Source organism: Lutibaculum baratangense AMV1 (genome assembly GCF_000496075.1).
GTDB classification, from domain to species: Bacteria; Pseudomonadota; Alphaproteobacteria; order Rhizobiales; family Tepidamorphaceae; genus Lutibaculum; species Lutibaculum baratangense.
Genome location: NZ_AWXZ01000013.1, coordinates 232,831 through 244,682, shown reverse-complemented (window position 1 = coordinate 244,682; position 11,852 = coordinate 232,831). Strand labels below are relative to the sequence as shown.

12 protein-coding genes are annotated in these 11,852 nt (G+C 70.5%); 5 read left to right on the top strand and 7 right to left on the bottom strand.

Annotated features, from left to right (window positions below):
• Positions 1–16: 16 nt before the first annotated feature.
• Positions 17–742, top strand: a complete 726-nt coding sequence (locus tag N177_RS03545) for an SIMPL domain-containing protein (protein ID WP_023430862.1) — start codon at positions 17–19, stop codon at positions 740–742.
• A 52-nt stretch (positions 743–794) separates the two neighbouring features.
• On the opposite strand, the gene N177_RS03540 is transcribed toward N177_RS03545, so the two are convergent.
• Positions 795–2,312, bottom strand: a complete 1,518-nt coding sequence (locus N177_RS03540) for an NAD(P)H-dependent oxidoreductase (protein ID WP_023430861.1) — start codon at positions 2,310–2,312, stop codon at positions 795–797.
• A 167-nt stretch (positions 2,313–2,479) separates the two neighbouring features.
• Between N177_RS03540 and N177_RS03535 the strand changes: the two genes are divergently transcribed.
• The 3 genes from N177_RS03535 to N177_RS03525 all read left to right on the top strand — a co-directional run bounded on the left by N177_RS03535 (position 2,480) and on the right by N177_RS03525 (position 3,837).
• Complete coding sequence (locus N177_RS03535; RefSeq protein WP_023430860.1) at positions 2,480–2,767, top strand: hypothetical protein; 288 nt, start codon at positions 2,480–2,482, stop codon at positions 2,765–2,767.
• A 14-nt stretch (positions 2,768–2,781) separates the two neighbouring features.
• Positions 2,782–3,000, top strand: a complete 219-nt coding sequence (locus N177_RS03530) for a hypothetical protein (protein WP_023430859.1) — start codon at positions 2,782–2,784, stop codon at positions 2,998–3,000.
• A 93-nt stretch (positions 3,001–3,093) separates the two neighbouring features.
• Positions 3,094–3,837, top strand: a complete 744-nt coding sequence (locus tag N177_RS03525) for a hypothetical protein (RefSeq protein WP_040485043.1) — start codon at positions 3,094–3,096, stop codon at positions 3,835–3,837.
• Here the strand turns inward: N177_RS03525 and N177_RS03520 are convergent.
• The 6 genes from N177_RS03520 to N177_RS03495 form a co-directional block, all read right to left on the bottom strand.
• A complete protein-coding gene (locus tag N177_RS03520) occupies positions 3,826–4,407 on the bottom strand; it encodes a tetratricopeptide repeat protein (RefSeq protein WP_023430857.1) in 582 nt (193 codons plus the stop codon). The genes N177_RS03525 and N177_RS03520 overlap by 12 nt on opposite strands.
• A gap of 290 nt (positions 4,408–4,697) precedes the next feature.
• On the bottom strand, positions 4,698–4,991 hold the full coding sequence (locus N177_RS03515) for an HlyU family transcriptional regulator (RefSeq protein WP_023430856.1): 294 nt from the start codon (positions 4,989–4,991) through the stop codon (positions 4,698–4,700).
• A gap of 69 nt (positions 4,992–5,060) precedes the next feature.
• Positions 5,061–5,678, bottom strand: a complete 618-nt coding sequence (locus N177_RS03510; protein ID WP_023430855.1) for a Uma2 family endonuclease — start codon at positions 5,676–5,678, stop codon at positions 5,061–5,063.
• A gap of 105 nt (positions 5,679–5,783) precedes the next feature.
• Positions 5,784–7,751 (bottom strand): RNA polymerase sigma factor RpoD, encoded by a 1,968-nt coding sequence (gene rpoD, locus N177_RS03505; RefSeq protein WP_023430854.1) that lies wholly within the window; start codon positions 7,749–7,751, stop codon positions 5,784–5,786.
• A 172-nt stretch (positions 7,752–7,923) separates the two neighbouring features.
• Positions 7,924–9,852 (bottom strand): DNA primase, encoded by a 1,929-nt coding sequence (gene dnaG, locus N177_RS03500; protein ID WP_023430853.1) that lies wholly within the window; start codon positions 9,850–9,852, stop codon positions 7,924–7,926.
• Positions 9,853–9,935: 83 nt separating this feature from the next.
• Positions 9,936–10,385 (bottom strand): GatB/YqeY domain-containing protein, encoded by a 450-nt coding sequence (locus tag N177_RS03495; protein WP_081718349.1) that lies wholly within the window; start codon positions 10,383–10,385, stop codon positions 9,936–9,938.
• A gap of 244 nt (positions 10,386–10,629) precedes the next feature.
• On the opposite strand from N177_RS03495, the gene carA reads away from it, so the two are divergent.
• Positions 10,630–11,841, top strand: a complete 1,212-nt coding sequence (gene carA / locus N177_RS03490) for a glutamine-hydrolyzing carbamoyl-phosphate synthase small subunit (protein ID WP_023430851.1) — start codon at positions 10,630–10,632, stop codon at positions 11,839–11,841.
• Positions 11,842–11,852: the final 11 nt, after the last annotated feature.

Below are 11,852 nucleotides of genomic sequence, written 5' to 3'. Positions count from 1 at the left end.
TGGAGGCCCCTAGCCAATGCTCCGTTCCATTCCCCTCACGGCCGCGGTCCTCGCGGCGAGCCTCGCCGCCGCGCCCGCCTGGGCCCAGGGCGACAGCGCCCGCGACCGCACGATCGCCGTCACCGGCAGCGCCGAGACGGGCGCCGCGCCCGACCGCGCGACGGTGACCGTCGGCGTCGTCACCGAGGCCGCCACCGCCGAGAGCGCGCTCGAGCGCAACAACGAGGCCGTGCGCGCGCTCATCGACACGCTGAAGGCACAGGGCGTGGAGGCGCGCGACCTCCAGACCTCCGGCTTCTCGGTGTCGCCGCAATATGTCTACCCGCCGCGGCAGAACGACGGCAGCCAGGAAGCCCCCCGCATCGTCGGCTACACCGTGTCGAACAACGTCTCGGCCCGCCTGCGCCAGCTCGACGGGATCGGCGCCGTGCTCGACGCCTCCGTGAAGGCCGGCGCCAACCAGATCCACGGCATCTCCTTCGACGTCTCGGACGCCGACACGCTCGTCGACGAGGCCAGGAAGCAGGCCTTCGCGAACGCCCGCCGCAAGGCCGAGCTCTACGCCGAGGCCGCCGGCGCGACGCTCGGCGCCGTCGTCTCGATCAGCGAATCGACCCGCCGCGACCAGCCCCCCATCCCGATGATGCGCATGGAAGCCGCCAAGGACAGCGCCGTGCCCGTCGAGACGGGCGAGCAGACCCTCGGCGTGCAGGTCGAGGTGACCTGGACCCTGGAGGACTAGGGCCACGGGCATGTCGTGCGCCGCCGCCCCCCGGTGGCGCACGCTTCTCCCGTCACAGCGCCGTCAGCGGCACCGCGACGAACCAGATCACGAAGGTCAGCGACCAGACCATCAGCCGGTCGATCCGCCGCGGCTCGTCGTCGGCGGGGAGGCCCCGCCAAAGGGCGCGGACGAAGAGCGCGGCGTGAACGGCCGCCACGGCGGCGAGCGGGCCGTAGCCCGGCAGCCCGCTCGCGGCGGCGACCGACGCGGCCGCCACGACGGCGAGCACCGCCGTCGCCGCGGCGAAGCCGTAGGCGGCCCTGAGGCCGAAGCGGGCGGGGATCGTCATCTTGCCGGCCGCGCGGTCGGCGGCGATGTCGGGCACCCCCGAGAGCGTGATCGACGGCAGGATCGACAGCGCGACCGGCAGAGCCGCCACCCAGGGCACGGCCGCCCATGGATCGCCCCCCGCGACGAGCCAGCCGAGGAAGAGCACCGCGAAGGCGTGGGTGAAGGCGACGTCGAGCTCGCCGAGCGTCCGGTGCGAGAGCCTGAGCGGCGGCATTGTGTAGCCGAGCGCCAGCACGAGGAGCACGAGGACCCAGCCGCCGAGCACCGCCTTGTGTTCCGCCCCGGCCATCAGCACCGCCGTCGCCAGCACCGAGACCGCCACGCCCGCCACCGCGCCGGCCAGCAGCTCGCCGCGCGACAGGGCGCCGTCGGCGAGGACGCGCGAGCCGCCGGTGAAGGGGCTCCAGTGGCGATTCCTGACGTCGCTCTCGCGGTCGTAGACGTCGTTCGTGAAGACGGTGGCGGCCTCGGCGGCGAAGATCGCGAGATAGCCGAGCATCACGCGCGGCCAGTCGAGCCCCATGTCCCCCGCCGCGAGCCGCGCGCCGAGGAGATAGGCGAGAAACGTCATGGGATAGAACTGCAGCCGCAGCGCCTTGAGCCAGGCGAGGCCTTTCGCGCGGCCCTCCCCGCGCCGGCGTGCCGCCCCACAGCTCCGCCCCAGCCCCGCCGCCCGCGAGAGGAAATGCCGCCGCCGGTCCGCGTCCGCCGTCTCCACGACGCCGAAGCGCGAGATGCGCAGCGTGTCGACGCCGCAGAGCCGAAGCGTCGAGCGCGCCATCGCCCGGTGCCCGGGCGCCCCCTGCAGAAGCCGGTAGACCGGTGCGGGCGTGTCCATCGTCACGAGCAGCTCCGCCGTCCGCCCCTTCAGAAGCCCCTCGTAGCCGGTGCCGGCCGTCGTCCGCCGGAAGGCGAAGCCCGGCACGAGCAGCCGGTCGAGGAACCCCTTGAGCCGCGCCGGCATGGTGCCCCACCAGTTCGGATAGACGAAGACGAGGTGCCCCGCCCGCTCGACGAGGCGCCTCGCCTCCACGAGGTCCGGCTCGAGCGCCTGGCCGGCCGGGTCCGCCAGCTTGACGTCGGCGTCGAAGCTCAGCCGTGACAGGTCGAGCACCTCCGCCTGCCCTCCCCCGTCGCGCACGCCTTCCGCATAGGCCTCGGCGAGGGCGCCGCAGAGGCTGTCGCGCCCGCGCGGGTGGCCGAGGACGACGAGGACCGGCGGCAGGGGGTCGGACATGGCGGCTCTGTTTTTTTCGGGTCTGGTCGCGGAAGGCGGGCGGGATCGACAGCTAAAGCCCCGGCGCCCGCGGTCAAGTCGGTAGAACCCCTCGGAACCCCGTTCGGCGGCCGTCGTTGAGCCTGCAGGTTCGCGGGCACAGTCCCGCCCACGCGAAGGAGGGCCAGATGGACGACAAGAAGCTCGTGTCCGGCGAAAGCTCGATCACCGGGCGCCAGAGGGTCGGCCCGGACCACCGCCCCGTCGACGACCAGCGCCAGCCGGGCCAGACGGAACAGCCGCGCGAGCCCGCCGGCGCCGCCGCGCATGCGACGAAGGACAGGGTGCTCGACCCCTACAACCCCCACGAGCCCGGCGAGGACAGCCCGCAGGGCTCGCCCGCGAGGCCGAAGGCGCCGCCCGTCCACCAGGCCGACGAGGCCGGCAATCTCCTCGACACCAGCAAGACCGATTGAGAGGGAGGCACGACATGGCAGGCGGCGCAGGCGACCATCCCGCCGACGGCGACACGAACGAGCGCGAGCGGCTGAACATGCCGAGCGGGCAGCCGGTGCGGAAGGACGAGGGCCGGGTGAAGGACCCCGACGAGGCACGCGGCGATCCGCGCGGGCCGGGCTTCGAGAGCGGCCAGGCCGGCCGCGCGAGCAAGGAGGAGCGGGAGAAGACGAGGCCCCGCGAGGAGCACTGACGCGACGCCCCGCTTGCCACGCGACTTGATTCCCGCCGCGCGAAGTGCTTCGGGAGACGGGTGACCGCCCGCGTCTTCGCCGAAGGATCAGCCATGCGCATCAAGTTCCGCTGCCTGCCGGGCTATCGCGGCCACGTGCCGGAGCCGCGGCGCGCGTCGGAGGCCCTGCCCGACTGGGTGCGCAAGATGCCGGCCGCCGCCACGAGCCCGACGCGCGGCGGCATCGACGTGCCGACCGTCAAGCGCTGCCCCCCCTTCCTCGACGCCGTGCGCGAGGGCATCGTCTTCCCGCTGGTCACCGACCTGCACGTGCGCGGCGGCGAGATCAGCTGGGACTGGGACCTGCCGGAGGTCGAGGGCCGGCTGACGATCGAGTCACCCATCGGCGTCCACGCGCCCGAGCAGCTGACGGGCGCCCCCTTCCGGGTCGACCGCGAGCAGTTCGCGATCAAGTTCTCGAACTTCTGGGCGATCGAGGCGCCGGCCGGCGTGTCGCTCCTCTTCTCCCACCCGTTCAACCGCGAGGACCTGCCGTTCCGCACCCTGACGGGCCTCGTCGATGTCGACGCCTTCACGCGCGGCTTCGTGAACTTCCCCGCCCTCTGGGTCGATCCGGGCTTCGAGGGCACGCTGCCGAAGGGCACGCCGGTGGCGCAGGCCGTGCCGATCAGGCGCGAGGCGCTGGAGCTCGAGTTCGACGTCGGTGAGTTCGACGAGGCGGGCTTCGCGGAGCAGCGCGCCTTCCAGACGGCGCTTTCCGAGGATCCCTCGGTCTACCGCAAGGCCTACCGGCAGAAGCGCGACGGCCGCGGCCGCGACGAGGCCTCAGATCTCTGAGGCCCGCAAGGGAAAGCGGCCGCTCTTGCCCTCGGTGAGGATGCGGATGATCGCGCTGCGAAGCGTCGGCTGGCGCTGCCCCAGCGCCCGCCCCTCCTCGCGCATGCGATCGTAGTCGCGCCGGTCGCGCAGCGCCTCGACCAGGCTCAGATGCACGAGCCCCGCCTGGTTCTCCTCCAGGCCCGGCTCCGCCAGCAGCCGGTCGAACTCGGCGATCGCGGCGTCGAGATCGCCCTGCAGCCGCGCGATCATCGCGAGGTTCGCCCGGCAGCCGACATCGCCCGGCGCGGCCTTCAGCGCCGCGAGAAACGCCCGCTTCGCCTCCCGGTAGTCCCCCGCCGCCATCAGCGCCTGCCCGCGCTCGAACTGCACCTGCGGCAGGTTCGGGTTGATCTTCAGCGCCTTCTCGAAGGCCCGCGCCGCCTCCGTCTCCCGCCCCTGCCGCCTCAGCACCATGCCCAGATGGAAATGCGGCTCGGGGTTGCGCTTCTCCTTCTTCGTGATCTTCAGAAGCAACGCCTCCGCCGCCGCCCAGTCTCCCGCGCGCAGCGCGCGGTTCAGGGCGTCCATCGGGCTCGGCATGGGGCGGGGCGAGTGCATGGGAAAGCCTGAGATTGGACCAGGAGGTGATTGCGCGAGTTCATCGAGGCCGAAGCAGACCCACTTGCTCCGCTCATCCCGGCGAAGGCCGGGATCCAGGGGCGAACCCCACCGCCGTCCGGAACCCGGCACGTTCTCCCAGCCTCCGGCGATAGGCGAAGAGAGCCTATAGCGGATGTCCGGCTCTGTCTCCTGCACGCTGACACTCGGCAGCTTGTCGACCAACTGGGCATGCTGCAGGCCCACCCGCAGCCCGCCCGCTACTCCGCGAACAGCCGCTCGCCCTGCTCGTCGATCACCTGGCGCGCCTTGCGCAGGGCGAACTGGGCGGCCTCGTCCTCGCTCGGGAAGAGGTCGGCGCGGATCAGCCTGTGGGTCTTCGTCTCGCCGTCGATCTCCTTCGTGATCACGGCGGTCAGGCGGTACTGGCCGCCTTCGGGCACGGGGGTCGCGGCGATGCGGAAGCCCTCGTAGGTCTCCTCCGCGGCGACGCGGGGCTCGGCCGCGCGGTTGTCGTTCGAGCCGCCGCCGAAGAGCTTCTTGAGGAAGGACATCGAGAGACCTTTTCTTGTCGGGAGGGAAATGTGAAGGGCAGCGCGGCCAGGGGCGTCCTCGAGCGCCGCTCAGACGGGCGGGTCGATGTCGGCTAGGCGGAGCGCGAGGCCCGGCACGCGCGCCGTGTCGAGGGCGGTGGCCGCGGTCACGTCGAACACCTCGCGGTAGCCGGTCGGGCTCGGCTGCCGGTGGACGCGCGTCTCGAGCCTCATCGCGTCGACGACCCAGAGCTCGGCCACGCCGAAGCTCGCATAGATGCCGGCCTTGCGGCCGCGGTCCCAGCCGAGGCTCGTGTCGGAGATCTCGATCGCCAGGAGGCAGGTGCCGCCGTTCAGGCCCTGAAGGCCCACGGTGCGCTCGTAGACGACGAAGTCGGGCTCGAGGAACGTGTCGTCGGAGAGCGTGAAGGTCGTTTCGGGGGTGGTGGCGAGGTGGCCCGGCAGGGACCGGACGAGTTGCTCGTTGACGAAGCTCTTCACCCGCTCGTGCCGCAATCCCTTCGGCGACATCGGCACGATCTCCCCGCCAATCAGCTCGAACCGCTCGTCCTCGTCGATCAGGCCCGCCTCGACGAAGGCGCGGATCTCGGCCACGGTGAAGGGCCGCCGGCGCAGGCCTTCCGCGGCCTGCGTCGTGCGCGGCTGGGGGAGCTTTGCCTCGTCGTGGCGGTCGTCTAGCGCGCTCATGGCGGAAAGCCTAGCACGGGGCCCGCGCCCGGTCATGCGGGCTGGGGCAGCCCCCCGGCGGGAGGCTCGGGCGGCGGGAAGCCGGCAGGCCTGCCGCCCGCCGCCTCAGTTGTCGAGGAACGAGCGCAGCTTCCGCGACCTCGACGGGTGCTTGAGCTTCCTCAAGGCCTTCGCCTCGATCTGGCGGATGCGCTCTCTGGTCACCGAGAACTGCTGGCCGACCTCTTCGAGCGTGTGGTCGGTGTTCATGCCGATGCCGAAGCGCATCCTGAGCACCCGCTCCTCGCGCGGCGTCAGCGAGGCGAGCACCCTCGTCGTCGTCTCGCGCAGATTCGCCTGGATCGCCGCGTCGATCGGCAGGATCGCGTTCTTGTCCTCGATGAAGTCTCCGAGGTGCGAATCCTCCTCGTCGCCGATCGGCGTCTCGAGGGAGATCGGCTCCTTGGCGATCTTCAGCACCTTGCGCACCTTCTCGAGCGGCATGGCGAGCTTCTCGGCCAGCTCCTCGGGCGTCGGCTCGCGGCCGATCTCGTGCAGCATCTGGCGCGAGGTCCGCACGATCTTGTTGATCGTCTCGATCATGTGGACCGGGATGCGGATCGTGCGGGCCTGGTCGGCGATCGAGCGGGTGATCGCCTGCCGGATCCACCAGGTGGCGTAGGTCGAGAACTTGTAGCCGCGGCGGTACTCGAACTTGTCGACCGCCTTCATCAGGCCGATATTGCCCTCCTGGATGAGGTCCAGGAACTGCAGGCCGCGATTCGTGTATTTCTTCGCGATCGAGATCACGAGGCGCAGGTTCGCCTCGACCATCTCCTTCTTCGCCTGGCGCGCCTCGCGCTCGCCCTTCTGCACCATGTGGACGATGCGGCGGAACTCCGTCACCTCGAGGCCGGTGTCGGTGGCGAGCGACTGGATCGTGCCGCGGATGTCCTTCACCGTCTCCTTGTCGCTGGCGATGAAGTCGCGCCACGACTGGCTCTTGCAGGTCGCGACGCGGCGGATCCAGTGGGGGTCGAGCTCGTGGCCCTGGTACTGCTTGAGGAAGTCCTCGCGGTCGACGCCGTAGCTCTCGGCGAGGCGCAGGAGGCGCCCCTCGAAGCCCATCAGCCGCTTGTTGATGTCGTAGAGCTGCTCGACGAGCGAATCGATGCGGTTCTGGTTCAGCGACAGGCTCTTGACGTCGGCGATCACGTCTTCCTGCAGCTTCTTGTAGCGCCGCTCCTGGCTCGGCGAGAGCGTCTCGTTCTTCAGGCGCCCCTCGACGAGCTGGTCCTGCAGCTTGCGGAGCTTCTTGTAGTTCTCGGCGATGTTGTCGAAGGTCTCGACGACCTGCGGCTTGAGCTCGGCCTCCATCGCGGCGAGCGAGATGTTCGACTCGTAGTCGTCGTCGCCGTCGGAATCCTCGACGCTCTCGTCGTCGCTCTCCTCGGGCTCCTCCTGGGCGGGCTGCGCGGCGGTCGCGTCCGGCGCCTTGGCGTCGGGCCCGGCATAGGTCGCCTCGAGGTCGATGATGTCGCGCAGCAGGATCTTGCCCTCGGCAAGCTCGTCGCGCCAGATGATGATCGCCTGGAAGGTCAGCGGGCTCTCGCAGAGGCCCGCGATCATCGCCTCGCGGCCGGCCTCGATGCGCTTGGCGATCGCGATCTCGCCCTCGCGCGAGAGAAGCTCCACCGAGCCCATCTCGCGCAGATACATGCGCACGGGGTCGTCGGTGCGGTCGGTCGGCTCGGCCTTCGTCTCGCTCTTCTGGACGGTGCCGCGCTGCTGGACGACGAGCTCGCCGCCCTCCTCCTCGCCGTCGGACTCTTCCTGGGCCTCCTCGGCCTCCTCGTTCTCGATGACGTTGATGCCCATGTCGGAGAGCATCGAGAGCGTGTCCTCGATCTGCTCCGAGGTCACCTCCTCGGAGGGCAGGACCTCGTTCAGCTCCTCGTAGGTCACGTAGCCGCGCTTCTTGGCGGTCTTGATCATCCGCTTGACGGCGGCATCCGACAGGTCGAGCAGCGGACCGTCAGGGGCCTCGGGGGCCTGTTCCGTCGTCTCGTCCGCCTGCTTTGCTGCGTTGGCCATATTGAGATCCGTCTCCCGCTCGTCCGGACGCACAACGTGTCGCGGCGGCGCGCTCTTCACTTTCGTCGGGAAGGCCCCGAGTTGGTATGCGCTGCCGTTCCGCTCCCGTTCGCCCCTTAAACCTCAGGTAAGCTTAAATCTTTGTATCCGCGACGTGCTCGAAACCGAAGTCTCAGAACGATCGGCTCGGGCGGCCCGAGGCGAGCCCGAAGCCTTCGACCTCGGCCTCCGTCCCCTCGGCGCTGTCGAGCTGCGCCTTGATGTCCGCCGCCCGCGCGTAGTTCTCGGGCGTCGGGTCCGTCTCGCAGAGCGCGTAGGCGGCCCGCAGATCCTTATGTAACGTCACGGCTTTTCTGTGCAAGGTCGCCATATGGGCCCACGCGCGCGTAACGTCAACAGCGGCCGCGTCCGGCGCGACCCACCATTCCGCCCGGCCCGCCGCCATCCAGAGCATGTCGAGCCGCCTCACGAGCGGCCCCAGGCCCCGCCCCTCGAGCTTCAGCCGCGCCTCCTCCGCGCTGCCCGGCGCCTCGGCGGCGAGGTCGACGAGCGCCGAGCGCAGCCGGCGCAGCTCCGCGCTCGTGAAGTCGAGCTCGGCGACGGTCTCGACGTGATCGCTCAGCATCTCCACGTGGTTGACGAGCGCCAGCAGCAGGATCGCCTCGCGCCGCGGCAGCGCCGCCGCGCCGGACGACAGGCTCCGCCGCAGAAGCTCGCTCGCCCGCGCCGGCGCCTCCGCCCAGGCGGGCTGCCGGCCGCCGCGCTGGAAAGCCGCCTTCCGGCCTCCGCCGCCCCCGCCGGGGGCGCGGCGCGGCGCGCCATGGGCCTGCGCCGGCGCGAAGAGGCCGCGCAGCCGCTCCCGCATCGCGTCGCGGTAGTGGCGCTGCACCCGCGCGTCGGCCACCGCGGCCACCGCCTGGTCGATCCGCGCCTCGAAGGCCGCGCGCCGCTCCGGCGTGTCGAGCGGCGCCTGCTCGACCTCGCGCGTCCACAGCATCTCCACGAGCGGCCTCGCCTCCCGCAGCACCGTCACCATCGCCTCGCGCCCGCCGGACCTGACGAGGTCGTCGGGGTCCTGCCCCTCCGGCAGCAGCGCGAAGCGCAGGCTCTTGCCGGGCTTCAGCTGCGGCAAAGCGAGGTCGAGCGCGCGGTAGGCGGCGCGCAGGCCCGCCTGGTCGCCGTCGAAGCAGAGGATCGGCTCGTCGACCATCCGCCAGAGGAGCGCGAGCTGCTCCTCGGTCAGCGCCGTGCCGAGCGGCGCCACCGCCTGCGCGATGCCGGCGCCGGCGAGCGCGATCACGTCCATGTAGCCCTCGGCGACGACGAGGTTGCCCCGCTCGTGCGCGGCCTGCCGCGCCGCGGCGAGGTTGAAGAGCACGTGCCCCTTGTGGAAGAGGTCGGTCTCCGGCGAGTTCAGGTATTTCGGCTTGCCGTCGGGGTCGAGCGTCCGGCCGCCGAAGGCGATCGCCTGGCCGCGCTGGTCGGTGATCGGGAAGATCAGCCTGTTGCGGAAGCGGTCGTAGGGCACGGCGATGTCCTCGCCGGAGATGAGGAGCCCCGCGCCCACCATGTCCTCGACCGGGATGCCCCTGGCCGTCAGATGGTCCTTCAGCGCGTGCCGCGACTGCGGGGCGAAGCCGAGCCTGAAGCGCCTGGCGAGATCGGGGGAGACGCCGCGGCGGTCGAGATAGGCCCGGGCCTCCGCGCCCTCGCGGCCGCCGAGGAAGCGCTCGAAGAAGCGCGTCGCCTCCTCCACGATCTCCTTCAGCCCCGCCCGCGCCCGGTCCCGGGCCTCGCTGCGCTCGTCGCGCGCGGGCATCGCGACGCCGGCGAGCCCCGCCAGCCGCTCCACCGCGTCGGGAAAGCTCACCCCTTCCGTCTCCATCACGAAGCGGAAGATGTCGCCGTGCCGGCCGCTCGAGAAGCAGTGGTAGAAGCCCTTCTGGTCGTTGACCGTGAACGAGGGCGTCTTCTCCTTGTTGAACGGCGACAGGCCGACGAACTCGCGCCCCCGGCGCTGCAGCCGCACGCGCTTGCCCACCACGCTGGAAACGGGCAGGCGCGCGCGGATCTCGTCGAGGAACGCGTCGGAGAATCGCATCGGGGCTTTGTCGAAGGACGGTATCGGCGGTCAGTATAGCCGCCGGCGCCGGGCGAAGGCGAATCGCTCGGGCGAAGGCGGGCTCAGTTCAGCATCCGCTTCACGACGCAGGAGGCGCGGCCGAAGTCCATCTGGCCGGGATAGCGCTCCTTCAGGGTCGACATCGTGCGGCCCATGTCGCGCAGGCCCTCCGCGCCGATGTCGCTCACCACGCGCTCGCACGCGGCCTTCACCTCGTCCTCGGAGAGCTGGCGGGGCAGGAAGCCGCGGATGATGTCCATCTCCTCGCGCTCCTGCTCGGCGAGCTCCATGCGGCCGGCCTGCTCGTAGATCTGCACCGATTCCTCGCGCTGTTTCACCATCTTGGCGAGGATCTGCTGGATCTCGGCGTCGTCCACGGTTTCGCGCCCCGTCGAGCGCGCGGCGATGTCGCGATCCTTGATCGCGGCGTTGATCAGGCGCAGCGTGCACATGCGTCGGCGGTCCTTGCTCCGGACCGCGTCCTTCAGGGACTCGTTGATCTGTTCGCGCAGCATCTTGTTCTCAAGTCCGTTTTGCAGGGGCAAGCGCAAGACTACCCGTCGCGACATTGCATCGCAACAGAATCATCGTTCAAGCCCTTGTAATGCTTGGGATATTCCGGCTTTCTCAGCTTGACGACACGGTTTCCCGCACCTACATGGTGCCTATGCTTGTCGTGGACGCGCGCCCTTACGGCGCGCCGCGTCCTTGGACGCGACAGCCTTGATCCGTGTCACCAGAATGTAGGGAAATTCCGTGGAAGCGCAAGAGGTCGAGAGCTGGGACGAAAGCGGGCCCACCGCCCTGCTCGTTCTCGCCGACGGAACCGTGCTCGAGGGCCAGGGCATCGGTGCCACCGGGCAGGCCCTGGGCGAGGTCTGCTTCAACACCGCGATCACCGGCTACCAGGAGATCCTCACCGATCCCTCCTATGCCGGACAGATCATCACCTTCACCTTCCCGCATATCGGGAACGTGGGCGCGAATTTCGATGACCTCGAGACGTCGAACGAGAAGGGCCGAGCGCGAATCTCCGGCTGCGTCCTGCGCTCCGACGTCACCCAGCCCTCGAACTGGCGCTCGCTGAAGGGCCTCGACGCCTGGCTCAGGGAGCAGGGCATCGTCGGCATCGCCGGCGTCGACACCCGGGCGCTCACCGCCCGCATCCGCGACACGGGCATGCCGAACGCCGTCATCGTTCACGATCCGTCGGGCGCGTTCGATCTCGACGCCCTGAAGGAAGCGGCGCGCGGCTGGCAGGGCATCGAGGGCGCCGACCTCGCCGCCGAGGTGACGACCGACAAGCCCTATGACTGGGACGAGGGCCCGTGGGAGTGGAGCACCTCGCCCGCCTACGCGCGGCCGGGCAATGCGCGCCACCACATCGTGGCGATCGACTACGGGCTGAAGCGCAACATCCTGCGCCAGTTCGCCGGCCTCGGCTGCAAGGTGACGGTCGTTCCCGCGAACACGCCCGCCGAGGAGATCATCGCGATGAAGCCGGACGGCGTGTTTCTCTCCAACGGGCCCGGCGACCCCGCCGCCACCGGCACCCACGCCGTGCCCGAGATCAGGAAGCTCATCGAGGCCGACGTGCCGATGTTCGGCATCTGCCTCGGCCACCAGCTCCTCGGCCTCGCCCTCGGCGGCCGCACGGTGAAGATGCGCCAGGGCCATCACGGCGCGAATCACCCAGTGCGCGACAACACGACCGGCAAGGTCGAGATCACCTCGATGAACCACGGCTTCGCGGTCGAGCGCGAGAGCCTGCCGGCCGACGCGGAGGAGACGCATGTCTCGCTCTTCGACGGCACGAATTGCGGCATCCGGCTGAAGGACAGGCCGGTCTTCTCCGTGCAGTACCACCCGGAGGCCTCGCCCGGTCCCGAGGACAGCCACTACCTCTTCGATCGCTTCATCAAGCTCGTCGAGGAGCGCAAGGGCGAGAAGGCACCGGCCGGCAGCTGACGCCGGCTTCG

Bases quoted from the DNA above. Each gene is read 5' to 3' on its own strand.
- N177_RS03545 (WP_023430862.1), top strand. From the start codon at position 17: ATGCTCCGTTCCATTCCCCTCACGGCCGCGGTCCTCGCGGCGAGCCTC.
- N177_RS03540 (WP_023430861.1), bottom strand. From the start codon at position 2,312: ATGTCCGACCCCCTGCCGCCGGTCCTCGTCGTCCTCGGCCACCCGCGC.
- N177_RS03535 (WP_023430860.1), top strand. From the start codon at position 2,480: ATGGACGACAAGAAGCTCGTGTCCGGCGAAAGCTCGATCACCGGGCGC.
- N177_RS03530 (WP_023430859.1), top strand. From the start codon at position 2,782: ATGGCAGGCGGCGCAGGCGACCATCCCGCCGACGGCGACACGAACGAG.
- N177_RS03525 (WP_040485043.1), top strand. From the start codon at position 3,094: ATGCGCATCAAGTTCCGCTGCCTGCCGGGCTATCGCGGCCACGTGCCG.
- N177_RS03520 (WP_023430857.1), bottom strand. From the start codon at position 4,407: ATGGACGCCCTGAACCGCGCGCTGCGCGCGGGAGACTGGGCGGCGGCG.
- N177_RS03515 (WP_023430856.1), bottom strand. From the start codon at position 4,991: ATGTCCTTCCTCAAGAAGCTCTTCGGCGGCGGCTCGAACGACAACCGC.
- N177_RS03510 (WP_023430855.1), bottom strand. From the start codon at position 5,678: ATGAGCGCGCTAGACGACCGCCACGACGAGGCAAAGCTCCCCCAGCCG.
- rpoD (WP_023430854.1), bottom strand. From the start codon at position 7,751: ATGGCCAACGCAGCAAAGCAGGCGGACGAGACGACGGAACAGGCCCCC.
- dnaG (WP_023430853.1), bottom strand. From the start codon at position 9,852: ATGCGATTCTCCGACGCGTTCCTCGACGAGATCCGCGCGCGCCTGCCC.